At 72.9% G+C, this 23,850-nt stretch carries 21 protein-coding genes; 6 read left to right on the forward strand and 15 right to left on the reverse strand.

Going from position 1 to position 23,850, the window contains the following annotated elements:
- Window positions 1-34: 34 nt before the first annotated feature.
- Together AB0L06_RS13925 and AB0L06_RS13930 are read right to left on the reverse strand one after the other, a co-directional pair.
- Window positions 35-775 (reverse strand): hypothetical protein, encoded by a 741-nt coding sequence (locus AB0L06_RS13925; RefSeq protein ID WP_500231343.1) that lies wholly within the window; start codon window positions 773-775, stop codon window positions 35-37.
- 110 nt (window positions 776-885) lie between these two features.
- Window positions 886-2,007 carry an ABC transporter ATP-binding protein gene (locus tag AB0L06_RS13930; RefSeq protein ID WP_500231344.1) on the reverse strand — a complete coding sequence of 374 codons (1,122 nt, stop codon included), beginning with the start codon at window positions 2,005-2,007 and terminating at the stop codon, window positions 886-888.
- Between the two features lie 147 nt (window positions 2,008-2,154).
- Between AB0L06_RS13930 and AB0L06_RS13935 the strand changes: the two genes are divergently transcribed.
- Together AB0L06_RS13935 and AB0L06_RS13940 are read left to right on the forward strand one after the other, a co-directional pair.
- Window positions 2,155-3,462: a sensor histidine kinase gene (locus AB0L06_RS13935; RefSeq protein WP_500231345.1), complete on the forward strand. Its 1,308-nt coding sequence runs from the start codon at window positions 2,155-2,157 to the stop codon at window positions 3,460-3,462.
- Window positions 3,459-4,154: a response regulator gene (locus tag AB0L06_RS13940; RefSeq protein ID WP_500231346.1), complete on the forward strand. Its 696-nt coding sequence runs from the start codon at window positions 3,459-3,461 to the stop codon at window positions 4,152-4,154. The genes AB0L06_RS13935 and AB0L06_RS13940 overlap by 4 nt, the downstream gene beginning before the upstream one ends.
- Before the next feature lie 193 nt (window positions 4,155-4,347).
- Here AB0L06_RS13940 and AB0L06_RS13945 read toward each other — a convergent pair whose 3' ends face one another.
- From AB0L06_RS13945 to AB0L06_RS13955, 3 genes are read right to left on the reverse strand one after another with little or no spacing between them, the layout of a single operon-like run.
- A complete protein-coding gene (locus tag AB0L06_RS13945; protein WP_500231347.1) occupies window positions 4,348-4,836 on the reverse strand; it encodes a GNAT family N-acetyltransferase in 489 nt (162 codons plus the stop codon).
- 42 nt (window positions 4,837-4,878) lie between these two features.
- Window positions 4,879-6,108 carry a MacS family sensor histidine kinase gene (gene macS / locus AB0L06_RS13950; RefSeq protein WP_500231348.1) on the reverse strand — a complete coding sequence of 410 codons (1,230 nt, stop codon included), beginning with the start codon at window positions 6,106-6,108 and terminating at the stop codon, window positions 4,879-4,881.
- A gap of 3 nt (window positions 6,109-6,111) precedes the next feature.
- Window positions 6,112-6,831: a lysophospholipid acyltransferase family protein gene (locus tag AB0L06_RS13955; protein WP_500231349.1), complete on the reverse strand. Its 720-nt coding sequence runs from the start codon at window positions 6,829-6,831 to the stop codon at window positions 6,112-6,114.
- A gap of 343 nt (window positions 6,832-7,174) precedes the next feature.
- Between AB0L06_RS13955 and AB0L06_RS13960 the strand changes: the two genes are divergently transcribed.
- Entirely contained in the window at window positions 7,175-8,062 is an 888-nt protein-coding gene (locus AB0L06_RS13960; RefSeq protein WP_500231350.1) for a hypothetical protein, read from the forward strand.
- A 19-nt stretch (window positions 8,063-8,081) separates the two neighbouring features.
- Here the strand turns inward: AB0L06_RS13960 and AB0L06_RS13965 are convergent, their stop codons facing one another.
- The 6 genes from AB0L06_RS13965 to AB0L06_RS13990 all read right to left on the reverse strand — a co-directional run bounded on the left by AB0L06_RS13965 (window position 8,082) and on the right by AB0L06_RS13990 (window position 12,394).
- On the reverse strand, window positions 8,082-8,777 hold the full coding sequence (locus AB0L06_RS13965; protein ID WP_500231351.1) for an endonuclease/exonuclease/phosphatase family protein: 696 nt from the start codon (window positions 8,775-8,777) through the stop codon (window positions 8,082-8,084).
- Between the two features lie 85 nt (window positions 8,778-8,862).
- A complete protein-coding gene (locus AB0L06_RS13970; protein ID WP_500231352.1) occupies window positions 8,863-9,807 on the reverse strand; it encodes an ROK family glucokinase in 945 nt (314 codons plus the stop codon).
- 31 nt (window positions 9,808-9,838) lie between these two features.
- A complete protein-coding gene (locus AB0L06_RS13975; RefSeq protein WP_500231353.1) occupies window positions 9,839-10,297 on the reverse strand; it encodes a hypothetical protein in 459 nt (152 codons plus the stop codon).
- 65 nt (window positions 10,298-10,362) lie between these two features.
- A complete protein-coding gene (locus tag AB0L06_RS13980) occupies window positions 10,363-10,797 on the reverse strand; it encodes an SRPBCC family protein (protein WP_500231354.1) in 435 nt (144 codons plus the stop codon).
- A gap of 30 nt (window positions 10,798-10,827) precedes the next feature.
- The gene (locus AB0L06_RS13985) at window positions 10,828-11,595 is read right to left on the reverse strand and encodes a metallophosphoesterase family protein (RefSeq protein WP_500231355.1); all 768 of its coding nucleotides are present in this window, start codon (window positions 11,593-11,595) and stop codon (window positions 10,828-10,830) included.
- 106 nt (window positions 11,596-11,701) lie between these two features.
- On the reverse strand, window positions 11,702-12,394 hold the full coding sequence (locus tag AB0L06_RS13990; RefSeq protein ID WP_500231356.1) for a copper homeostasis protein CutC: 693 nt from the start codon (window positions 12,392-12,394) through the stop codon (window positions 11,702-11,704).
- A gap of 379 nt (window positions 12,395-12,773) precedes the next feature.
- On the opposite strand from AB0L06_RS13990, the gene AB0L06_RS13995 reads away from it, so the two are divergent.
- Complete coding sequence (locus AB0L06_RS13995; protein WP_500231357.1) at window positions 12,774-14,561, forward strand: AMP-dependent synthetase/ligase; 1,788 nt, start codon at window positions 12,774-12,776, stop codon at window positions 14,559-14,561.
- A gap of 114 nt (window positions 14,562-14,675) precedes the next feature.
- Window positions 14,676-16,502 (forward strand): AMP-dependent synthetase/ligase, encoded by a 1,827-nt coding sequence (locus AB0L06_RS14000; RefSeq protein WP_500231358.1) that lies wholly within the window; start codon window positions 14,676-14,678, stop codon window positions 16,500-16,502.
- Window positions 16,503-16,698: 196 nt separating this feature from the next.
- On the opposite strand, the gene AB0L06_RS14005 is transcribed toward AB0L06_RS14000, so the two are convergent.
- A complete protein-coding gene (locus AB0L06_RS14005; protein WP_500231359.1) occupies window positions 16,699-17,355 on the reverse strand; it encodes an SDR family oxidoreductase in 657 nt (218 codons plus the stop codon).
- 71 nt (window positions 17,356-17,426) lie between these two features.
- On the reverse strand, window positions 17,427-19,049 hold the full coding sequence (locus tag AB0L06_RS14010; RefSeq protein ID WP_500231360.1) for a penicillin-binding transpeptidase domain-containing protein: 1,623 nt from the start codon (window positions 19,047-19,049) through the stop codon (window positions 17,427-17,429).
- Between the two features lie 93 nt (window positions 19,050-19,142).
- Between AB0L06_RS14010 and AB0L06_RS14015 the strand changes: the two genes are divergently transcribed.
- Window positions 19,143-20,045, forward strand: a complete 903-nt coding sequence (locus tag AB0L06_RS14015) for an alpha/beta hydrolase (RefSeq protein ID WP_500231361.1) — start codon at window positions 19,143-19,145, stop codon at window positions 20,043-20,045.
- A 75-nt stretch (window positions 20,046-20,120) separates the two neighbouring features.
- Here AB0L06_RS14015 and AB0L06_RS14020 read toward each other — a convergent pair whose 3' ends face one another.
- Window positions 20,121-21,254, reverse strand: coding sequence for a glycosyltransferase family 4 protein (locus AB0L06_RS14020; RefSeq protein WP_500231362.1), 1,134 nt, complete (start codon window positions 21,252-21,254; stop codon window positions 20,121-20,123).
- Window positions 21,255-21,344: 90 nt separating this feature from the next.
- The gene (locus tag AB0L06_RS14025) at window positions 21,345-23,498 is read right to left on the reverse strand and encodes a DUF7927 domain-containing protein (RefSeq protein ID WP_500231363.1); all 2,154 of its coding nucleotides are present in this window, start codon (window positions 23,496-23,498) and stop codon (window positions 21,345-21,347) included.
- Window positions 23,499-23,850: the final 352 nt, after the last annotated feature.

Raw genomic sequence — 23,850 nt, forward strand, 5'->3', positions numbered from 1 at the left:
GCCTCTCCCCCACGCGGGTGATCTCTAAGAGGCCTCATACGTCCCGCCTCCGGACGACCGCGACGGCCACCGCCACGGACGCCAGCGCCCACCCCGCGAACGCCGCCCACGCGTCGGTGGCCGTGGGGAGCGCGGGGTCCGAGCGCGGGTGACGCAGGGCGAGGGCCTGCGCCCAGTCGTACATGGGGAAGCATTTGTAGAGGTCGTTCGCCCACTGGTGAACGGTCGGTTTGAAGGACATCGGAAGGATCACCATCAGCACGATCACCGCCACGACCGTGCCCGCCGTGTGCCGCAGCAGCGCGCCGATGCCCATCCCCACCAACGCCGAGAGCGTGGCCAGCAGCGCGTTCGCGACCAGGACGCGTGGCACGCCCGGGGCGTCCACCGACAGCGCGATCCCCCGTCCGGACAGGATCGCCTGGCTGACCGCGAACGTGCTCAGCGAGACGACGGCCCCCACCGCCAGCATGACGGCGGTCACGACCGTGACCTTCGCCAGAATGACCCGGTGCCGTGCCGGAACGGCGCTGAACGTGGTGCGGATCAGGCCGCTCGCGTACTCGCCGACCAGCGCCAGCGCGCCCACCACGCCCGACCCGACCACGAGCAGGGCCCCGCTGATCTGGCTGAACGCCGTCGTCATCGGGTCAAAGTGCTCCCTCTCGCGCGGCGTGAAGGCCGGCCAGACATCGTAGGCGTTCGTGCTCTTCTGCACCGTCGCCAGAACGAGCAGGACGACGCCCACGCCGAGCACCCACCGAGTCGAACGCAACGACCACAACTTGATCCACTCGGCGACCAGAAGGTCCCGAAACCGGATTCGTGGATCGGCGGCGGAGAATCGCACCTGCACCGGCGACGCGGACCGAGTGACAGACGTGGTCATCGCTCGACCTCCGTCCAAGCCCCGGCCCGACCGTCCGATGGACGATGTTCGGCTCGCACGTCCGTCCGGTGGCGCTCGGCTCGACCGTCGGTATGACGGTGGTCGGTTCGGAGGGCCGTGTGGCGATGGTCGGGTGGCTCGATGGATTGGGGTTCGGGACGGGCGTCCGCTCGGTATTCGGCGTGCTCAGCGGTCAGTTTCATGAACGCCTCTTCCAGGGACGCGTGGTGCGCGGCGAGTTCGTGCAGGACGATGTGGTTGTGGAAGGCCAGCTCGCCCACCTGCGGGGCGGGCAGGCCCGTGACGGTCAGGGTTCGCGCCGCGTTCGGCAAGGCGCCGACAAGAGCGTCCGACATCCAGGCGTCCGGTATCGGGGCGTCGGCGGTGACGGTGGCGCCGGCGGCGGTCAGGAGGGGGACGAAGCGGGCCGCGTGCGGGGTGCGGACGGTGACGCGGGCACGGCCGCCGCGCGCGGCGAACTCGGCGACGGTCTCCTCGGCGATGAGCTCGCCGCGGCCGACGACGACCAGGCGGTCGGCCGTGTGCTCCATCTCGCTCATCAGGTGGCTCGACACCAGCACCGTGCGGCCCTCGGCGGCCAGACTCCGGAACAGGCCGCGGACCCATCGGACGCCCTCGGGGTCGAGGCCGTTCACCGGCTCGTCGAACAGCAGCACGGGCGGGTCGCCGAGCAGCGCGGCCGCGATCCCGAGCCGCTGCCGCATGCCCAGTGAGAACCCGCCGACGCGACGGCGCGCGACGTCCGCGATCCCGACCTCCTCCAGCACCTCATGGACGCGCCGACGTGGCAGCCCGTTGGTCTGGGCCAGCGCGGACAGGTGCGCCCGAGCGCTCCGTCCGGGGTGGACGTCGCCCGCGTCCAGCAGCGCGCCGACGTGGTGCAGGCCGGCGCGCCAGCCGGTGAAGGGGCGGCCGTCGACCAGGGCGGACCCGGCGGTGGGACGGTTCAGCCCGAGGATCATGCGCATCGTTGTGCTCTTGCCCGCGCCGTTCGGCCCGAGGAACCCGGTGACGAGCCCCGCCGGCACCGTGAAACTCAGGTCGTTCACGGCGACGACGTCCCCGTAGCGCTTGGTCAGTCCGTTCACTTCGATCACCCCGTCCACGTTGCTGGACGGCCGAACCCGCGGCATCGGCCGCCAGGCAGATTTCCGAGCTCGCCCATTTGCCTCTGGGCCTATGCCTCCAGGCATACGACCTGCGGCGGACGTCAAATCCCCGGGCCGGCGATTACGCTCCGTTCCGTGCACCCCCGAAATCTGTTCCTCGCCGCGTTCGGCCCAGCGGCGCTGGCGTTGACTCTGGCCGCGGCCTACATGGGCGGACGCGGGCCGCACACCCAGCGCGGCGAGCCGATCATGCTCGTCGCCCTGGTGGCCGCCGTCGCCGCGCTGCCGCTGGTGCTGGGACGGGTACGTCCGTGGCCGGTCCTGGTGGCGCTGCTGACCGAGATCGTGGCGGGCTCGGCGGCCGGGCTGCGGACCGAGCAGCTCTGGCCGCTGCTGCTGGCGGCGGGCCTGGTCCTCACGCACCTGACCGCCACGCGCGGACGTCGCGACGGTCGCGTCGCGATGGCCGTGACCCTGCTGGTCGAGGAGTCCGCGTGGTTCGTGGGTCTGCTTCGCACCGGAGGCTGGAGGCTCGCACTGGCTCCGGCCTTGGTCGGATTGACGGTGCTGCTCGCGTTGAGCATCGTGACGGCATGGCTGGCCGGGACGTCCGCTAAGCAGCGACGCGAGTACGGCGAGGCTTTGCGCGTGCACGAGGCCGCGCAAGCCGTCACCGAGGAGCGGTTGCGCATCGCCCGCGAACTGCACGACATGGTGGCGCACAGCATCGGCGTCATCGCCATCCAGGCCGGGGCGGGGCATCGGGTGCTGCGCGCGTCGCCCGAGCAGGCGGAAGGCGCCCTGCGCACCATCGAGGACACCAGTCGGCAGACGCTGCGCGACCTGCGCGTCATGCTCGACATCCTGCGCCGGGTCGACGCCGAAGACGAGGCCCTCCCGCGCACGGACGCGCTCGCCGGGCTTGACGGTCTCGACCGGCTGACCACGAGTGCGCGTGCGGCGGGCGTGCGCGTGGAGGTGGACCTGAGCAGTCACGTCGGCCGAGACCCGCTGCCTCCGACCGTCGACCACGCCGCCTTCCGGATCGTCCAGGAGTCGGTGACCAACGTCGTCCGGCACGCGAGCACCGACACCTGCCACGTGGCGATCGAACGCCGCCCCGACGCGCTGACCATCGAGATCACCGATGACGGACGCGGAGACGGCACAGGCGCAAGCGCAGATGCAGGCGCAGGCGCAGGAACAGGCGCAGGAACAGGCGCAGACGGCATCAGCGGGAACGAGGGCCACGGAATCTCCGGGATGCGCGAACGCGTCGCGCTGCTGGGCGGGCGGTTCAGCGCCGGAACGCGCCCCGAGGGCGGGTTCCGGGTCAGCGCGTCCCTGCCCCTCCTTGACGACGCGTCACCGCACCTCCCAGGCCAGGCATCCCCGCAACTTTCGGGCGAGGCGGGCCTGCCCGTTGCCGGGGAGGCGCGGTGACGGTGCGGGTGGTGCTCGTCGACGACCAGGAGCTGGTCCGGGCCGGGCTGCGGATGGTCGTGGACGCCACGCCGGACATCGAGGTGGTCGGTGAGGCGGGCAGCGGCGGGCAGGCCGTCCGGCTCGTCCGCGAGGTGCGCCCGGACGTGGTCGTGATGGACCTGCGCATGCCGGGCATGGGCGGCGTCGAGGCCACCGAGATGATCAGCGCGGACGTCCCGACGGCCCGCGTCGTCGTTCTCACCACCTACGACGAGGACGCCAACGTGTACGCGGCCCTGCGCGCCGGGGCCAGCGGCTTCCTGGTGAAGGACATGGCGCTGGACGACATCCTCGCCGCCGTCCGGGTGGTCGCGCGTGGGGACGCGCTGCTCGCGCCCGCCGTCACGCGCCGCCTCATCGCCGACTTCGCCGCGCCCGGCGGCTTCGCCGTGCCCGGGGGCGTCCGCGCGCAGGAGCCCGCACGCGCCCCGCTCCCCGGGGTCACCGCGCGCGAGCGCGAGGTGCTGGCCCTCGTCGGACGCGGCCTGTCGAACGCCGAGCTGGGCGGACGCCTGCACATCAGTCCAGGGACCGCCAAGGCGCACGTCGCCAGCCTGCTGGCCAAGCTCGGCGCCCGCGACCGCGTCCAGCTCGTCATCCGCGCCTACGAATCAGGACTGGTCAGCGTGGGCGACGCCGATCCCACCTAGCCTCAGGCCGCCCGACCTCGGCCTTTCAGGACCAGACACAGGCCCCACAAGGCACGGCGCCGGATGCTCAGGGCCCGACACCGGACGCTCAACTCCCGACGCCGGACGCTCCAGGGCCCGACACCGGACTCACAAGGCCCGACGTCGGGTCCACAAGGCCCGCTGCCGGGCGCTCAGCGCCCGGCAGCCGGGCTCACAGGGCGCGGTGCATGATGTGGAGGCCGACGTAGCCCTTCGCGGGGTGCCGGAAGCCCTCGGGGAGGGTCCCGATCACCTGGAAGCCCATCGAGCGGTACAGCTCCACCGCGTGGACGTTGGTCTCGACGACGGCGTTGAACTGCATCGCCCGGTATCCCGCGCCGCGCGCCCACTCCAGCGTGTACTCGCACAGCGCCCGCCCCACGCCACGTCCGGAATGGGCGGGATCGACCATGTAGCTGGCGCTGGCGATGTGCGCGGCGTTCCCCATGTGGTTGCGGTTCATCTTGGCCGTCCCCAGCACCGCGCCGGAGTCGTCCACGGCGACGACCGTCCGGTCGGGGGCGGGCAGCAGCCACCAGTCCCTGCCCCGCGCCTCGTCCAGGTCCACCGGGTAGGTGAACGTGTCGCCCGCGGTCACGATCTCGTGGAAGAACGGCCAGATGCCGGCCCAGTCCTCCGCGGTCGCCTCTCTGATCTTCATGTGTCCCAATCTGCCCAGAACGACGGAAACGGCAACCGATTATCAGGCAGGCGTGCGTCGGACGGTGAGTTCGAGTTCGGTGCCCTCGCCCGGCGTGGAGTGGATGGCGACGGTGCCGCCGAGGTCGCGGACGCGCCCGCGGATCGACTGGGCGACGCCGAGGCGTCCGTCGGCCTCGGCGTGTTCGAGGCGGCCGGGCGGGATGCCGGGGCCGTCGTCCCGGATGCTGACGATCACCTCGTCGGCCCCGTCGTCCTCGAGGAGCACCCAGGCCCGGGCGGTCTCGCCCACGTGCTGCCGGACGTTCGACAGGGCCGCCTCGACCGCCGCCGTCAGCTCGTCCGCGACGTGTTCGGACAGCAGGACGGGGGTCGCCGGGGTGGCGACGCTCACGCGGGCCGAGGAGAGGGCGGTCAGGCGCGCCCGCAGGTCGGACTGCCCGCCGGACGCGCGGGACGCGCCGAAAGCGCCGGAGGAGGCCGCTCCACGCTTCAGGACGTCCGCCACCGAGCGATCCCCCGGCCCCGAACCGGCGTCCACCGACGAGCGGGGGCGCGGAAGGGGCGCTTCGGTGATCAGGGCCCGGAGGGCGGCCTCCTGCTCGCCCGCCAGCCGGCCCAGCTCGGCGGCCTCGCCGCCCGCCTCGGCGCCCCGGCGCTGCACCATCGCCAGCACCTGCAGGACGGAGTCGTGGATGTCGCGGGCCAGCCGCTCACGCTCCCGGGTGGACGCCTCCATCTCGACGGCGCGGGCGAGGCGCGCCTCGGCGTCCACCGACATCCGGACGACGTGCCCGACCACCAGCCCGGTCAGGACGAGCAGGACGATGTTCCCGAACGTCGCCGGCCCGGGCGTCGAGGCGTTCAGCGTGTGGACGAAGAGGTCGGCCGAGCCGATCACTCCGGCGGCGAGCAGACCCAGCCGACGCCCTCCGGACACCGCCCAGGCGAGCAGCGCGGCCACCACCCATGCGGCCGGGATCGTCGGACGGCCCTGGGCGATGCCGAACGTCGTCTCGACCCACACCGTGGACAGGACGGCCGCGACCGCGACGAGCAGGTCGGCGATGAGCAGCGACCAGCGCTGCTTCCGTCCGCCGCCATAGGCGACGGTGACGTAGCCGGTCCAGAGGACCATGCCGGCCAGAACGATCCACGCCGCGTACGGACGTTCGTATTTGTCATGGTTCCAGGCGATCAGCACACCCGCGTAGAGCAGGGCCAGGAACCGGTAGACCGCGACCGAGCGCCAGAGCGCCGACCCGACGCCCACGCGTTACTCGTCGTCGTCCGACGAAGGACGCGGCGTCTTGCCGGAGAGCTCGGCCTTCACGTCGGCGGCGTACCGGTCGACGTACTCCTGGCCGGACAGCTCGCGGACGGCCATCATGATCTGGTCGGTGACCTTGCGGAGCACCTCCCGGTCGTCCTCCTGGCCGTAGTACTCGGAGAAGTCGAGCGGCTTCCCGAACCGGACGCCCGGACGGGGCCGCAGGTTCGGCAGGGCCTGGCCGGGCGGCATCATCTCGAAGGTGTCGATCATGGCCATCGGGATGACGGGCACGCGGGACGCCAGCGCCAGCCGCGCCACGCCCGTCTTGCCGCGGTAGAGGCGGTTGTCGGGGGCGCGGGTGCCCTCGGGGTAGATGCCGAGCAGCTTGCCCTCGCCCAGGATCCGCAGGCCGGTCTGGAGCGCGGCCTCGGCGGCGCTGCCGCCGGTGCGGTCCACCGGGACGACGCCGACGCCGGTGAAGAAGCCCTTGCTGATCAGGCCCTTGACGCCCTTGCCGGTGAAATACTCGCGCTTGCCGATGAACAGGATCGGGCGCATCAGCGGCAGCGGCCCGAAGAAGTGGTCGGCGAACGACAGGTGGTTGCTGACCAGCAGCGCGGGGCCCCGGAGCGGGACGTTCCTCATGCCGGAGTTCTTCGGCCGCCAAACCAGGTAGAGGATCGGCGACAACACGATCCGCAACATGATCCAGAACCACAGCATGACGACACCTTCCTAACGGAGATGATGGGACATCTTCCCATCTGAGCGGGGTGCTGCCCACTCCGCGGGACCTCTCCGGCCACCGCTTCGCGCGCGCGGGGGTGCTCGGGGACCGTAGGCTCTGCTGTGGAAGTACAGCAGTACCACAATCGGGTGTGCCCGAGGGCTTGTTCCGGGCGGCGCAGCGAATACCGTGGGACACACGTTTCGGGGTGTCCGGGTGAGCCGCCGACCGCCGTGCCTCGTGCACGCGCGAGTGCACACGCCGTACACAGAGTAATGGGGGAGCGGAGGCCGTCATGCCGGTGCCATCGGTCACGCAGGAGTCGAAGGAGCCGACCCCGTGAGTCGCCGTGGCAATGGCCTGACCGCCGACACCTACGCCCCGCTGGTGGACCTCGCCCCCCACCTCGCGGACGCGATGCTCGACGCCCTGCGCGAGGCGGGCGTCGCCGCCTACGCCGCGCCGCCCGACCAGCCGTCCGCCGACGAGGAGCTCGACCGCCTCTACGTGGACGTCGATCTCAAGCACACCGCCGAGGGCATCCTCCGGGTCCACCTCACGCGCCTGCGCGACGCCGCGTCCCGCGGTTCGGACGGCGCGGCCGCCGAGGACCCCTCCCCCAGCGCCGGCCCTTCCGTCCCTGAGGACGTCCCGGGCAAGCCGGACACCGACGGCGAGTCCCCCTCCGACGCCGCGCGTCCTGAGCGCCCTGAGCGCTCCGAGGGGCCCGACTCCGGTTCCTCCGCCGACCCGTCCGCCGGGACGGCCGAACGCGACGAGGCCGCGATCTTCGCCGACCTGGTCGCCAACTTCGACGCCGTGCCCGAGGGCGACCGCGTCCCCTGGCCCGACCAGGAGAACATCCACGAGGACGAGGAGTCCCCCGACGAGGGCGACGACCGCACCGGCCGCCTCCCCCGCGCGCGCGTGATCAGGGGCGCCGACCTCGAGGACGGCGAGGACGAGCTCCCGCCCCCCGACGACGACGGCCACTACGTCCCGCCGCCCCCGCCGCCGCTCCCGACGGCCGACCCGCTCACCAAGGGCGCCTGGATCGCCCTGGTCGGCGGCCCGCTCTACCTGCTGATCACGGTCGTCCTCAACTGGGACGTCCCCGGCTGGGCCGCCTTCCTCGCCGTCGCGGCCTTCATCGGCGGCTTCGTCACCCTCGTCCTCCGCATGGGCGACGAGCCCCGTCCGCCGGACGACGACGGCGCCGTCGTCTGAGCCCTCCCCACCGGCCCCGTCAGAGGCTCAGCCGCGCCAGGACGGGCCGGTGGTCGGTCGCCACCGGGTAGTCGGCTTGGAGGCCCGGCTCCGTGGGGACGCCGCAGCCGAGCACCTCGACGCCCTCGTCCGCGAAGACGCCGTCGATGCGGCGGGACGGGGCGGCGGCGGAGAAGGTGAGGGCGTCGCCGTCGGGCGCCACGGCGTGGGCGTCCTGGAAGCGGTGGGCGAGGCGTCCCCAGGCGGGGCCGCCGGGCTCCTCGTTGATGTCGCCGGTGAGGACGACCGGCGCCCCGAACCGGGCCTTCGTGCGTTCCAGCCGGGCCAGGATCTCGCCGACGTGGCGCAGGCGGGGCTCGTCGGCCAGGTCCAGGTGGGTGCTTGCGGCGATCAGCGGCCTGCCGTCCACGCGCAGGACGGCGACGGCCAGGGCGCGACGGTGCAGGCCCGGGACGCGGGACAGCAGGTGGAACTCGCGGGCCACCCGTTCGACGTGCGGAGCGGTGAACACGGCGAGCCCGCAGGCGCGGCGGCCCGCCGCGATGCGCATCCCGCACGCGCGCGCGAGGCGGCGGCGCTGCCACCACCAGTTCCCGAAGCGCGGCACCTCCTGCAGGCACAGGACGTCCGGACGCAGCGCGCGGACGACCCGCGCCACCGCGTCCGGGTCGTCCCGCAGCGATCTGATGTTGTAGCTGACCACGCGCACGGTCACGGCCACCGCTCCCTCCCCGCGTCGGCCCGGGCTCGGAGCACCTGCCCGGCCCGGGCGCGAATGCGGACGTCGATGAGGGGGACGATCAGAGGCGGGCCAGGTCGGCGGCGCCGACGATGCCGGCGGCCGAGCCGAGTTCGGCGATCCTGATCTCGGGGAGCGGACGGTGGCCGCGGCCGGTGAGGGCGTTGGTGAACGCCTGCCGGACGGGCTCCAGCAGCAGGTCTCCGGCGTCGGAGAGGCCGCCGCCGATCACGAAGCAGCCGGGGTCGAGGACGGCCGTGAGGTCGGCCAGGCCCTGGCCGGTCCACTGCGCGATGGTCCGGAAGCACTCCAGCGCGGCGGCGTCACCCTCGCGGGCGGCCTCGGTGACCTGCGGGCCGTTGATGCCCTCGGGCTTGCCTCCGCCGAGCTCCAGCAGCCGTCCGGCGAGGGCCGGGGACACTCGGGCCAGCTCGCGGGCCTCGTAGACCAGGGCGTTCCCGCTGGCGTACTGCTCCCAGCAGCCCCGGTTGCCGCAGCCGCAGCGCCGCCCGTCCGGGACGACCCGGACGTGCCCGTACTCCGCGCCGACCCCGAACCGTCCGCGGTACAGCTCGCCGTCGATGACCAGGCCGCCGCCGATGCCGGTGCCGAGCGCGACCAGCACCATGTAGTCGTGCCCGCGGCCCGCGCCGTAGCGGGACTCGCCCCAGGCCGTGGCGTTCGCGTCGTTCTCCACCACGACCGGCAGGCCGACCAGGTCCTCGACGATCGCCTTGATCGGCTCGTCCCGCCAGGCCAGGTTGGGCGCGAACATCACGACCGAGCGGGTCTCGTCGACGAACCCGGCGCAGCCGAGGCCGACGGCCGTCACGTCCTCGAACTTGCCCTTCAGCAGGTCGACGACCTCGGCGATGGTGTCGGCGGTCTCCTTGGGGTTGGTGGACGGCGTGGGCCGGCGCACCTTCTCCAGGATGTTCCCCCGGTCGTCGACGACACCGGCGGCGACCTTCGTCCCGCCCACGTCCACGCCGATGGTCAGGGCCATGAGCTTCTTCCTCCGCCAATTCGTTGAGTTGTCAACCGATGTCCGTGGTGTCCCCGCCGGACCGCCCGGACCGGGTGCGCCCGTAGGCGGCCACCACGTCGGACAGCGCCGCCAGCAGCGACCGCCCGGCCTGCTCCACATGCCGCCGGACGTCCGGACCGGACTCGCGCGCCAGCGCGATCGCCCGGCATACCGGACAGTTCCGGCATTCCGGGGCTCCGGTCGCGACGTGCGGCTCCTCCGCGAGAACCTGCGCCCACACGTCCTCGCCGTCCGATTCTCCCGCAACCCGGGGCTCGCCCCGACCACGGGCCCGCTCCGGGCCCGGTGCGTCCTTCGTGACGCGGGCCCAGACGTCCTCGTCATCGTCGTCCAGGGCGGGCCGGGACCCGGACGCGGCGGCGCGGGCGGCGTCGCCCACGCGGCGCCGGACGGCGTCGAGGAGCTTGGCCGCCTCGTCGATGAGGTCGCCTGGCTGCTGGTCGGTCATGAGAACATTGTCCATCCCTGGATGGCGGGAAACGGTAGCGGCTCGCGCCGGGCGCGGCACACCGCTCAGCGCTCGACGTGTCGCTTCAGGCCCTTGAGCGCGGAGTCGATGATCCGCTTCTCGCCCTTGCGCTTGATCATGCCGATCATCGGGATCCGGACGTCGACGGCCAGCTCGTAGGTGACCTCGGTCTCGCCGGAGCCCACCTCGTCCAGGGTGTAGGCGCCGTGCAGGCCGCTCACCATGGCACCCGGCTCGACCAGCTCCCACGTGACGGCGTCGTCGCCCTCCCAGGTGTAGACGAGGCCGACGGTGTCGCTGATCGGCCCGCCCTCCAGGGACATCCGGGCGCTGCGCGCGCGGCCGTCGTCGCCGGTCTCGGTGACCTCGAAGCGGACGCCGCTCGCCCACTCCGGGTAGCCGGAGAGGTCGGCGATCACCGCCATGACGTCGGCCTTCGCGGCCTTGATCGTGATGGACGAGCTCGTGCGGTCCGCCATGGGTCCCCTTCGCTTCCTCGCGGCTTCCGGTCAGATCGTCAGTACGTAGGGTTTCCCGCTCGCCCGGAAATGACCCACATTGATGCATTCGGTCCGGCCGATCCGCATCCGCTGGGCGAGCGGCTGGTGCACATGGCCGAAGAGCACGTAGCGCGGGGACGTCACGCGGATCGCCTCGAGCACCGCCTCGCTGCCCCGCTCGAACCGCCGCGCGACCGTGTCGTACAGCAGCTCCGGGACGGCGGGCGGGATGTGGCAGCACAGCACGTCCACCTCGCCGACCGCCGCGACCTTCGCCGCGAACTCCGCGTCGTCGATCTCGTTCGGGGTGCGGTAGACCGTCCGCAGCCCGCCGCCGACGAACCCGAACCGCAGGCCGCCGATCTCGGCGACCTCACCGTCCAGGACGGTGTGCCCCGGCCGGACGAAGTCGCCCCACATCCGCGGCAGGTCCACGTTCCCGTAGGTGAGGTAGGCGGGCGTCGGCATCGCCTCGAACAGCTCCGCGTACTGCCGCCGGACGGCCTTCTCGATGTGCGGCCGGGCGTCCCCGTCCAGCGAGGACCACATCCGCCGGGAGAACTCGCGCGCCTCGTCGAACCGCTTGGCCGTGCGCAGGGCGATGAAGCGGTCGGCGTTCTCCGCCCCGAACAGGTCGGCGAAGATGCCCCGGCCGTGGTCGGAGTAGTCGATGAAGAGGATCAGGTCGCCCAGGCAGACCAGCGCGTCCGCGCCGTCCCCCGCATTCCTGAGCGCCTCCGCGCGGCCATGGACGTCGCTCACCACATGGATCCGCATGAATCGAGCCTAATAGCCCGCGCGGCGAACGGGCACGACGAGCCCTGTCCTGTCGACCGGCCGGCCCCTGAGGCGGACGCGTGTGCGCGACCCCGGGGGCCGCGCGTCAGGCGGAGGCGGCGGTGACCAGGGAACGCCACTCGGCGACGAGGGACGCGTCGATCGGGGCGTCCCAGGAGCGGTCCGGCCGGACGGCCGTGCCCACGTGGAACGCGCCGACCCCGGCGGCGGCGAGGGCGGCCACGTGCTTGCGGCGCAGTCCCCCGCCCGCCATCAGCAGCCGCGCGGACGCGGGCCCCTCGGCGGCGCGGCGGACCAGCACGTCCAGCCCGGACTCGACGCCGCGCGCGGATCCGGCGGTCAGGACGGCGTCGCAGCCCAGCATCCGGACGGCCGCCCACCCGGCGCCCGGGTCGGCGGCGTGGTCGAGGGCCCGGTGGAACGTCCAGGGCAGTTCGTCCGGGAGCGTGCTGACGAGCTTGCCGACCGACCCGGCGTCCACGACGCCGAACGGGTCGAGGAAGCCGAGGACGAAGCCGTCCGCGCCCGCCTCGGCGAGGTCCTCGGCGGCCCGGCGCAGCCGGTCCAGCTCGGGGGCGGTGGTGCGGAACCCGGCGTTGGCGCGCAGCATGACCCGCATCGGCAGCGACGTGGCCCGCCGCATCTCCGCGACGACCTCCGGATCGGGGGTGAGGCCGTCGGCGGCCATGTCCGCGACCACCTCGAGCCGGTCGGCGCCGCCCGCCTCGGCGGCGCGCGCGTCCTGCGCGGTCAGCGCGATCACTTCCAGCAGGGCCACCGCGCATCTCCTCGCATGAGCCGAATATGTCCTGGTCAAGGGTAGGGCAGCCGGAACCCGGGGTCCGCTGTCCATCCTGGACGTTGCCTGGCTGTGACCGTGTGGCGACGATCACGCCGGACACCCCCGGACGAGCCGGGGGACGGCCTCCCGGAGCCCGCGTCACACCGACCCCTATGCCCCGTTTTCGCCGAACCGCACGGGATCCCGCGTGATCACGATCGGACCGGCCCGCGGATTCGGCCCGCACGGCGTCCTCCCAGCGCGCGAGGCCCGGCGGGACGCCCGCTACCGACCTGCGCGGACCCGTAGCTACCATCGGGTAGCAAGAGGTTGTACCGTCGTCCCCGCCTTAGCCGTGATCAACCAAGGAGTGGCCGTGCGCGAGTTCAGCGTCCCCGCCTTGGTGGAGGTCCCCGACTCCACCAACCTGACCGACGCGCCGTTCACCCGGGCCGCCGAGCAGCCCGGGACGATCATCATCCGCCGCCGCGTCGGCGAGGCGTGGACCGCCGTGACCGCGGGCGAGTTCGCCGCCGAGGTCACCGCCCTCGCCAAGGGTCTGGTCGCCGCCGGGATCGAGCCGGGCGACCGGGTCGCGCTGATGTCCCGCACCCGCTACGAGTGGACGCTGATCGACTACGCCGTCTGGGCGGCGGGCGGCGTGAGCGTCCCGATCTACGAGACCTCCTCCCCCGAGCAGGTGAAGTGGATCATCGGTGACTCCGGCGCCAAGGCCGTGTTCGCCGAGACCGGCGAGCACCTGGCGTCGATCGCCGGGGTCCGGGACGCGCTCCCGGGCCTCGCGCACGTCTGGGGCATCGACGAGGGCGGGGTCACCGAGCTGACCGCCTCCGGCGCCGGCGTCGAGGACGCCGAGATCGACAAGCGGCGGCGCATCGCGTCCTCGGGCGACGTGGCGACGCTGGTGTACACCTCCGGAACGACGGGCCGCCCCAAGGGCTGCGAGCTGACCCACGGGAACCTCGTGCTGACCGCGCGCAACGCCATCCAGGGCGCGCTCGCCGAGATCACCGTGGCGGGGTCGTCCACGCTGCTGTTCCTTCCGCTCGCGCACGTGTTCGCGCGGCTCATCCAGGTCGCCACGATCGAGGGCGGGATCGTCCTCGGGCACAGCGACATCAAGCGCCTGCTGCCCGACCTGGACACCTTCAAGCCGACGTTCCTGTTGGCCGTCCCGCGCGTGTTCGAGAAGGTCTACGGCGGCGCCGAGCAGAAGGCGATCGCCGGCGGCAAGGGCAAGATCTTCGCCGCCGCCGCCGAGACCGCGATCGCCTACAGCACGGCGCTCTCCGCGGGCGGGCCGGACCTGAAGCTCAAGCTGAAGCACAAGGTCTTCGACGTCCTGGTCTACGGGAAGCTGCGCGCGGCCGTCGGCGGACGCGTCCAGTACGCGGTCTCCGGCGGAGCGGCGCTCGGCGAGCGGCTCGGGCACTTCTTCCGCGGCGTCGGGATCACCATCCTCGAGGGCTACGGCCTGACCGAGACCACCGCGCCGATCACCGTGAACCGGCCGACCGCGCTGAAGATCGGCACCGTCGGGCAGCCGATCCCGGGCGTCTCGGTGCGCATCGCCGAGGACGGCGAGGTGCTCGCCAAGGGCGTCAACATCCTGCGCGGCTACTGGAACAACGAGGCCGCCTCCCGGGACGCCTTCGAGGACGGCTGGTACCGCACCGGCGACCTGGGCGAGCTCGACGAGGACGGCTACCTGAAGATCACCGGGCGGAAGAAGGAGATCCTGGTCACCGCGGCGGGCAAGAACGTCGCCCCGGCCCCGCTCGAGGACCGGCTGCGCGCCTGTCCGCTGATCAGCCAGGCGCTCGTGGTCGGCGACGGCCGCAAGTTCATCAGCGCCCTGATCACCCTGGACGAGGAGGCGCTCGTCCCGTGGAAGGCCCAGCACGGCAAGCCCACCGCGATGACCGTGGAGGAGCTGCGCCGCGACGAGGACGTCATCGCCGAGATCGACCGCGCGGTGGCCGAGGCCAACAAGTCCGTGTCGCACGCCGAGGCGATCAAGAAGTACGAGATCCTCGGAGTCGACTTCACCGAGGAGGCCGGGCACATGACCCCGAGCCTCAAGGTGCGCCGGCACGTGGTGATCAAGGACTTCGCCCGCGAGATCGACGCCCTCTACACCTGATCACCCGCTCCCGACCCACCCGCTCCTGATCCACCTGCTCCCGATCCACCTGCTCCCGATCCACCTGCTCCCGAGCGACTCTGACGATCCGCTCCGACCGGCCGTGAGGACCTGATGCGCGAGACCGACGTCCCCGTCCGGGAACGGTTCCCGGAGACCGCGAACCTGACCGACGCCCCCTTCGACCGCGCGGCCGGCGACCCCGGCCGCATCGTCGCCCGCCGCCGCGTCCCGGCGGCGGGCGGGGGCGGGGAGACCTGGAGCGCGGTGACGGCCGGCGAGTTCGCCGCCGAGGTCGCGCGGCTGGCCAAGGGGCTCATCGCGGTCGGGATGGAGCCCGGCGACCGGATCGCGATCATGGCGCGGACCCGGTACGAGTGGACGGTCCTGGACTACGCGATCTGGGCGGCGGGCGGCGTGAGCGTCCCGGTGTACGAGACCTCGTCGGCCGAGCAGGTCGCCTGGATCCTCGGCGACTCCGGCGCGCGCGGCATCTTCGTCGAGACCGCCGGGAACCGGTCGGCGGTGGCGGCGGTCCGGGGCGACCTGCCGGACCTCGCCCACGTCAGCGGCCTCGAGCCGGACGACCTGGACCGGCTCGCCGCCTGGGGCGCCGCGGTCTCCGACGAGGAGCTCACCGCGCGGCGGCGGACGCGCCGCGCGGCGGACCTGGCGACGATCGTCTACACGTCCGGAACGACCGGACGGCCGCGCGGCTGCGAGCTGACGCACGCGAACTTCCTGGCCACGGCGCGGAACGTGGTGCTCGCCGGGGTGCCGGAGATCACCGGGGACGGCGCGTCCACACTGCTGTTCCTGCCGCTCGCGCACGTGTTCGCGCGGCTGGTGCAGGTGGCCTGCGTGGAGTGCGGGCTGGTGCTGGCGCACGGCACCCCCGGCACCCTGCAGGACGACCTTGGAACGTTCCAGCCCACCTTCCTGCTGGCCGTCCCCCGGGTGTTCGAGAAGGTCTACAACGGCGCGGCGCAGCGGGCCGAGGCGGACGGCAAGGGCAGGATCTTCGCCGCCGCCGCCGACACCGCCGTCGCCTACAGCCACGCCCTCGACGCCGGCCGCGTGCCGCTCGCCCTCCGGGCCCGGCACCGCGTGTTCGACGCGCTCGTCTACCGCAAGCTGCGCGCGGCGGTCGGCGGACGGCTCCGGTACGCGATGTCCGGCGGCGCGGCGCTGAACGCCCGGCTCGGCCACTTCTTCCGCGGCGTCGGCGTGTCGATCATCGAGGGCTACGGACTCACCGAGACCACCGCCCCGATCGTCGGCAACCGCTTCACGCCCGGCGGCAACCGCATCGGCACCGTCGGACGCGCGTTCGCCGGCACCGGCATCCGGATCGCCGAGGACGGCGAGATCCTGGCACGCGGCGTCAGCGTCTTCCACGGCTACTGGAACAACCCCGAGGCCACCCGGCAGGCCATGGACGGCTCCTGGTTCCGCACCGGCGACCTGGGCGAGCTCGACGACGACGGCTACCTGAGGATCACCGGGCGCAAGAAGGACATCCTCGTCACGGCGGGCGGCAAGAACGTCGCGCCCGGCCCGCTGGAGGACCTCCTGCGCGCCCACCCGCTCATCGACCAGGCCGTGGTCGTGGGCGACGGCCGCAAGTTCGTCGGCGCCCTGCTCACCCTCGACGAGGAGGCCCTCCCGGCCTGGCTCGGCACGCGCGGACGGCCCGTCCCCCGCACCGGCGACGCCCTCGACCTCGCCGCCCTCCGGGACGACCCGGAGGTGCGGGCGGCCCTTTCCGCCGCGATCGCCGACGCCAACAAGACCGTCTCGCACGCCGAGGCCATCAAGAAGTACCGCGTGCTGGACCGCCCGCTCACCGAGGCGGACGGCCACCTCACGCCGAGCCTCAAGGTGCGCCGCCACATCGTCACGGCCGAGTTCGCCACCGACATCGACGCCCTCTACACCTGACCCCCGCCCGATGCGCACACCTGCCCCGCACACCCCGCCGGGCATCTGAAGCGCGCGCCCGAGGCACGTGCCCGACGCGGGCGTCTGAAGCGCGGATCTCGAGCGCGGATCTCGAGCGCGGATCTCAATCGGGCGCCCGAGGTGCGAGGCTGAGGCGGCACGGCTCGGCTCGGCCAGGCTGAGGTGCGCCGCGGGGTCAGGTGAGTTTGGCGACCGCGTCGGCTATGGGGACGTCCCCGTTGACGAGTTCGAGCGTGGTGCGGACGACCTTCGGCTCGGCGAGGAGGGCGGCGATGACCGTGGCCACGTCGTCGCGGGTGACCGTGCCGTGGCCGACCTCGGGCTCGGCGAGGGTGACCCGGCCGGTGCCGGGGTCGTCGGTGAGGCCGCCGGGACGCAGGATCACCCAGTCGAGGTCGCGGCGGCGCAGGTCGTCCTCGGCGGCGTTCTTGGCGTTGATGTAGGCGGCCCAGACGTCGTCGCCGCCGGGCGCGGGTGGTCGGCCCGCGCCCATCGTGGAGATCTGGACGAAGTGCCGGACGCCCGCCCGCTCGGACGCCTCGGCCAGCAGCACCGAGCCGCCGCGGTCGACGGTGTCCTTGCGCGCCGCGCCGCTGTTCGGGCCCGCTCCGGCCGCGAACACCACGGCGTTCGCGCCGGTGAGCTGGTCGACCAGATCGTCCGGCTCCAGCTGCTCCAGGTCGGCGATGACCGGCCCGGCGCCGGTGTCGCGCACGTCGCCCACCTGCTCGGGGTTGCGGATCAGGCTGAGCACCGCATCCCCCCGTGCGCTGAGCAGCCGGGCCAGCCGCAGTGCGATCTGGCCGTGTCCTCCCGCGATCACGATGTTCATGACGCCAGCCTACGAAGCCGCGGGCCGCGACGTCCCCCCGCGGGCCCGCCTGTGGATAACCATGCCGGACGCTAGAGCGAGCGCAGGAACACGGCGGCCATCGGCGCCGCGACCTTGGGCCCCGAGTCCCCTTCCAGGACGAAGACGGAGAAGGCCAAATCACCCTTGAACCCGATGAACCAGGCATGGGACGCGCCGGAGTCGTTGTACTCGGCGGTTCCGGTCTTGCCGGACGTCCCGGACGGCAGCCCCGCGGACGCCGCCGTGCCGTCCGTGACGACCCGCCGCATCATCGTGCGGAGGGCGCCCGCTGACGGGACGTCGTGCGCCGACGCCGGACGGGCGTCCTCCCCCGGCTTCAGCAGCGACGCGGGCAGCAGCCGAGGCGGGCGCCAGGTCCCGTCCTCGACGGCGGCGGCGACGGTCGCCATGAGCAGCGGGGTGGCCTGGACGCGTCCCTGGCCGATGGCGGACTCGGCCAGGTCGGCGCCCGGCTTCACGTCCGGGAAGTCCTTGTAGGAGCCGCCCGCGCCGGTGGAGACGGGCGCGCCGAAGCCGTAGGACGTCGCGGCGTCCGCCAGGCCGCCGGGCCCGAGGCGGTCCACGGCGAGCTTGGCGAACGTGGTGTTGCACGACTGCGCGAACGCGTCGGAGAGGCTCGCGCCGCCGACCGCCGAGCCCTCGTGGTTCCGGATCGTCCGCTGCGCGGTGACGACGACGGCCGGGCAGTCGGCGGCGGACGACGGCGACAGGCCGCCCTTGGCGAGCAGCGCCGCGGCCGTGACGACTTTGAACGTGGAGCCGGGCGGGTAGCTGGAGACGAACGCGCCGCGCCCGCCGAGCCGGTCCGCGACCGCCAGGATCTCCCCCGTGGACGGGCGGATCGCCACGATCGCCGCGGCCTTCCCGGACGGGGACGCCGCGACCGCCCGCTCGGCGGCGTTCTGGACCCGCGGGTCGACCGTTGTGCGGATCTTCTTGGTCGGATGCCCGCCGAGGACCTTCAGGCGCTGCGTCGGGCTGCTCCCCTGCTTCAGATCGATGGCCCAGGCCGTGGTCTCGCCGTCCGACTCGTCGTCTCCGGTGTCTCCGTAGGCATCGTCCAGGGCGCTGACGTAGGGATCGAGCGAACCGCCGGGCAGCGAGGAGCCGTTGGCGGCGACGAACGCGACGGGAGGCTGCTGGACGGCATGGAGCATCCAGGTCGCGCGCTCGTTCTTCAGCCCCGGGTAAAGCGTGTTGGGCGTCCAGTGGACGCGCCACCGGCGGCCGTGTTTCTGCAGGACGAGCGTCGAACGGAACGTCCAGTCGCCATGTCCGGCGAGGTTCCGCGTGACCGTGAAGTCGGCGCGCGCGCCGTCCGCGCCCGTCCGGACGACCGGGTCCGGCGCCAGCGCGACCGACACCACCGACAGGCCGCTGGTCAGATCCCGGTGCCTATCGGCGAAGTCGGCGGGCGGATCGGTGACCAGGCCGCGCATGCGCGACAGGTCGCCGTTCGTCCAGGCCGCGAAGTAGGAGGCGGCGGTCTTCTCGGGCCCGCCCCCGTCCCGGCGCGTCAGACTCCACGCCTCGAACCCGCCCGCGCCGAGCGCGAGCACCAGCACCCCAGCGAGACATCCGATGCCCCGTCCGCCCATCGCGCCTCCCGGCGTCCCGATCCAGAACGCGATGATGTCCCAGTAAAAGATCACATTTCAAGGGTCAAATCGGGCGTCAGTCCGTAGGATCGGGCGTCGTCATGGCCGCCGGCGGATCGGCGGCCCCCCTCGAAAGGGTCATCGACCTTGCGAAGATTCGTGCGCACGGCGGCGCTGCCCGCCGTCGCCCTCGCCCTCGGCGCGGTCCAGGCCGCGCCCGCACAGGCGGCCGGGCCCCCGGCCGCCGTCCACCCGGCCCATACCGGGGCCCCACGGCAGCTGACCGGCAGCGCCACGTCCGATCCCGTCTATCTCCTCCACGGGCTCGAACTGCGCGGCGGCACCGACTGCGCCTCGACTTGGAAGCAGGCCAACGCCCAGCTCCGCTCCGCCGGGTTCAGCGGCCCGCTGATCACGTGGGGCCAGTACGCCCACGACACGCACTGCACCCGGCACACGAACGGCACGCTGAACACCTCCGTCCTGGAGCTCGGCCGGCGGTTCGCCTGGGACGCCTACCAGCGCTACTCCCGGCACGGCGTCCCCGTCCGGGTCGTCGCGCACTCGATGGGCGGGCTCATCGCCGCGGCCGCGATCGCGGGGGTGAAGGCCAAGCCGCACACGTCCGGATCCTGGCCGCCCTACCTGCTGGTCAAGGACGTGGTGACGCTGAGCGCCCCGTTCCGGGGCATCGCCGGCAAGTGCTCCACGAAGTACCGGCAGTGCCGCGACCTGAAGCCCGGCAGCGCGCTCCAGGGCTGGCTCGCCAAGCAGTCCCTCCAGGGGCGCGGCGGGACGGACTGGACGCTCATCTCCGCGGCCACCGACGCGCGCGTCCCCTACAGGTCGGCGCTCGGCGCCACCGCGAAGCACAAGGTCTACTACCTGTCCGGGCAGGGCATCACGCACTACAACCTGCACCATCTGGACTCGGGTCACTCCTGGCGGATCCGCTACACCGACAACGGCGGCGCGTCCTACAAGACGACCAAGACCGGTGTCTCCCCGCTCCGCTACGCAGCCCTCGCGCTGACCAGCTCCGCGCGCTGATCCCCACCCGCGCATCGCACGCGCACGAGCGGCATCCGCTGACCGCACACCCTCACACAGCGGTGCCACCGGCGCTCAGGATCGCGCGGTGAGCAGGCCGTCCAGGCGGGCGGCCTGCACCTCCCAGCGCCACTCACGCTCGATCCAGGCCCGTCCCTTGTCGCCCATCGTGCGCGCGCGTGACGGGTCGCCGAGCAGGTCCATGAGCGCCTCGGCGATGGCCCGCACCGAACGGCCCGGGACGACCACGCCGGTCTCCCCGTCCAGGACGGCGTTGGGCGCTCCCCCGGAATCACCCGCCACGACGGGAAGCCCGGTCGCGGACGCCTCCAGGTACACGATCCCGAGCCCCTCGACGTCCAGGCCGCGACGGCGCGTCCGGCAGGGCATCGCGAACACGTCACCGGCGTCGTAGTGTGCGGGCAGCTCCTCCCACGGGACGCTCCCAGTGAAAACCACTGAACCGGACACGCCCAACTCGTCCGCGAAGCGGGTCAGCTCCGTCCTGTAGGGACCGCCGCCGACCAGCAGCAGCACCGCGTCCGGGAAGGCCCGGAGCACATGCGGCCACGCGTGGATCAGCGCGTCCTGGCCCTTGCGCGGCACCAGCCGCGACACGCACACCACGACCGGACGGTCCGTCAGCCCGAGCCGCGCGCGCACCTCGTCCCCGCCGCTGCCGGAGTGGAACACCGACTCGTCCACGCCCGGCGCGAGCCGCGCCATCCGCGCCACGGCCGCCGGGGACAGCGCCCGCGCCATCCGCGACCGCGTGTACTCGCCCAGGTAGGTGAGCACGTCCACGCCGTCCCCGATGCGCCGGAGCAGGCCGCGCGTCCCCGGCAGCGACGCCCAGCCCGCCTCGTGCCCGTGCGTGATCCCGACGATCCGCTCAGCCCCGGCGCGGCGCAGCGCCGGAGCGAGCAGGCCCAGCGGCGCGGACGCGCCGAACAGCACCGAATCGCAGCCCTCCGCACGCAGCAGGTCCACTGCGCGCCGCTCGACGTCCCAGTCCGGCAGCATCAGCGACGTCGGGTGCCGGACGACGGGAAACGGCTGCGCCGCGTCGAACTCCGCCGCATCCCGCCACGCGGGCGCGTACACGACGACCGAGCCGGGCGGCCGCCGGACGGCCAGCCCGTGCACGAACGCCTGGATGCCACCCGGACGGGGCGGAAAGTCGTTGGTCACGACGAGGGTCCTGGTCATCCCCATCAGAATCCCACGCCCCTCCCGCATCAACAGATCCGCCCCGGTCGGCCCGAAAACGGCCCGACCGGGGCGGATGGCCAGAACCGCCTAGCGGTCCTTCTGCGCGAAGGGAACGACCCTCACCAGGACCCGGCAGCGCGGATCACGGCTGTGCGGCCGGCAGTTCGTCCGCGGGACGAACGACACCACCCGGTTCGGCAGCTTCCCGCGACGCAGGACGACCACCGTGTACTCGATGACCGCCGACTGCCCGGGCCGCAGCGTCCCGCTCCACTCCAGCGTCGGACGCTGGAAGCTCACGCTCCCGCGCGTCGCCGTCGGCTCCCCGACGAGCCGCACCCGCCTCAGGACGCCCCGCAGGTCGTCCCGGAACGACGCGTCCGTCAGCGTCCCGTCCCCGGTGTTCTCCACCCTGACCCGGTAGACCACCCGCTGACCAGGACGAACGTAGTTCCGATCGGCCCACTTCGTGATCGTGAGGCGGCCGTGGTGCCCCGGAGGCGGAGGCGGAGGAGGCGGCACCTCCTCAACGTCGACGACCGTCCCGCACGGCGGCTGCCCTCCGGCGTCCACGCAGTTGCCGAGACCCGTGACGGCGTTCCGCAGCCGGCCGTCACCGCCTCCGTGCACCCGCACCGTGTAGGTGATCAGGGCCTCCTCGTTCGGCTGGAGCGACCCCGTCCATTCCAGCCGCGTCCCGTTGACCACGGCGTTCCCGATCGTGGCCTCCGGCGTCCCGACCAGGTCCGCGTCGTCCAGGACGCCGACCAGGTCATCGGCGAGCATCCCGTCGACCAGCGGCCCGGTGCCCTCGTTCCGCACGCTGACCGTGTAGGTGACCTCGTCGCCCGGACGCACCCGGTCGGCCGAGGCCGTCTTCCCGACCACCGGGAAGGGCGCCGGGACGGGCGACTCGACCGGCACCGACACCTCGGACGGCTCGGAGTGGACGTCGCCGCCCGTGGTGTCCTGGCCGTCCGCGGTCGCCGAGTTGTCGACGCCGCCGCGTGCCGCGTCCGCCGGTGTGACCACATGCCTCCCAGTGCAGGTCATGGTGGCCAGCGGCGCGCCCATGCCGTCCAGCGTGTCGCGCGGGCACTGGATGTCGGTGGCGTTCAGGTCGTTCACCTTCACGCCGGTCAGCTGCCCGACGCCGGTGTTGGTGACCACGAACTGGTACGGAATCGAGTCGCCGACGCGGTAGACCGTCGGCTGCGGCGTGCTCCGGTCGATCTGCTTGACGATGTTGAGCGCCCCCAGCGGCTCCACCGACCGCACCTTGAGCTGCCGGATCAGGTGGACGTCGGTGGCCGAGCCGGTGGACGCGGTGAACCCGAACTTGTAGGTGCGCGGCGCGTTCTCGGGCATCTTCTGGCTCAGCACCGAGACGAACCCGTTGCCGTCGTGGAAGTCGATCTCCACCGTCACCGTGGGCCGGACTTCGGCCGAGACCTGCACATGGACGGTCCGCTTGGCCGTCGCGGTGTCGCTGCCGTCCTCGTGCAACCGGCCCGGCAGGGTGCTGCCGAACAGCTTGTTCCCGTCCGGGTCGGTGCCGATCTGGTCGGTCGTGCCCGTCCCGGCGAGGTAGCAGTAGTGCACCAGGCCGTGGCCCGGCCCGCGCAACGTCACGTTGTTCGGCGGACGGTCGTACACCTGGAACTCGCCGGGCGGACGCTGGTCGGCCGGGCAGTCCTGGCCGCGGCCTTCGAAGTCCACGGCGTAGTTGCCGTACGGGTCGAGGCCGAGCCCGAGGTAGCCGTGGTCGACGCCGGGCTGCCCGGCGCGCTGCGCGTACCCCAGGCTGCCGCCGAACGCCCCGGTCTGGGTCAGTTCGCCCGATCCGTCGGTCAGGAAGAAGGCGATCCCGTCGCCACCGCCCTCGACCCCGCCGTACTGGTACTGCTCGAAGGTCACGTCGAGGCCGCCGTTGGCGGGCAGCGGACGGTTGTAGACGACACCGCCCGTCCGGGCCCCACTGGCGTCGGTGAGCTGCAGGTATCCGGGGACCGTGCCGATCGGCGGCACCGGCCCGCTCTGATGCGACGAGCACGTGCCGAGCTCGTGCGCCCCCGGGCCCGTGGTGTCAGGGCCGGGCGGCGCGCCGGTCAGGCAGGCGTCGTTCAGCGCCAGGAACCCGGGGTCCGACACACTGGCGCCCTCGAAGGTCTCGTTCAGCAGATCAGACCCCACCGCCGCCCGCGCCCGCGCGCGCGTCTTGGCCCGCGTGCGAACGTGCACCTCGGCGCGTGTTCCCGGGCGCGGTCTTGTGTGTTCTCCGGGGCTCGTCCGCGCGTGCGTCCGTGAGCGCGTCCCACGGTGCGTCTTCGCGTGTATCTCGGCGTGCACCTTCGCATGTCCCCCGGCGGGCGCCGACGCGGCGGACGCCGGGACGGACGCGGCGGGCGGCGCGAAGAGCGAGGCCGCGGCGGCGAGCGAGGCGACGGACGCCCTCGTCCACGATTTCATGATCGGTTTGTGCTCGCGCGCCGGTGAACCGGATCCCGGGCGTCCGCCACGGATCGGTCAAGGGCGCGGAGGGCAGGGCAGGCGAGAGCTCCCAAACCAGGCAAAATTCCCGAGGTCGTCCACG

Origin of the sequence: Spirillospora sp. NPDC052269, assembly GCF_040679435.1 — a bacterium.
Lineage (GTDB): Bacteria > Actinomycetota > Actinomycetes > Streptosporangiales > Streptosporangiaceae > Spirillospora.

Bases quoted from the DNA above. Each gene is read 5' to 3' on its own strand.
- AB0L06_RS13985 (WP_500231355.1), bottom strand. From the start codon at position 11,595: ATGCGGATCCATGTGGTGAGCGACGTCCATGGCCGCGCGGAGGCGCTC.
- AB0L06_RS13955 (WP_500231349.1), bottom strand. From the start codon at position 6,831: ATGCTGTGGTTCTGGATCATGTTGCGGATCGTGTTGTCGCCGATCCTC.
- AB0L06_RS14005 (WP_500231359.1), bottom strand. From the start codon at position 17,355: ATGAACATCGTGATCGCGGGAGGACACGGCCAGATCGCACTGCGGCTG.
- AB0L06_RS13980 (WP_500231354.1), bottom strand. From the start codon at position 10,797: ATGGCGGACCGCACGAGCTCGTCCATCACGATCAAGGCCGCGAAGGCC.
- AB0L06_RS14020 (WP_500231362.1), bottom strand. From the start codon at position 21,254: ATGACCAGGACCCTCGTCGTGACCAACGACTTTCCGCCCCGTCCGGGT.
- AB0L06_RS14000 (WP_500231358.1), top strand. From the start codon at position 14,676: ATGCGCGAGACCGACGTCCCCGTCCGGGAACGGTTCCCGGAGACCGCG.
- AB0L06_RS13975 (WP_500231353.1), bottom strand. From the start codon at position 10,297: ATGACCGACCAGCAGCCAGGCGACCTCATCGACGAGGCGGCCAAGCTC.
- AB0L06_RS13970 (WP_500231352.1), bottom strand. From the start codon at position 9,807: ATGGCCCTGACCATCGGCGTGGACGTGGGCGGGACGAAGGTCGCCGCC.
- AB0L06_RS13945 (WP_500231347.1), bottom strand. From the start codon at position 4,836: ATGAAGATCAGAGAGGCGACCGCGGAGGACTGGGCCGGCATCTGGCCG.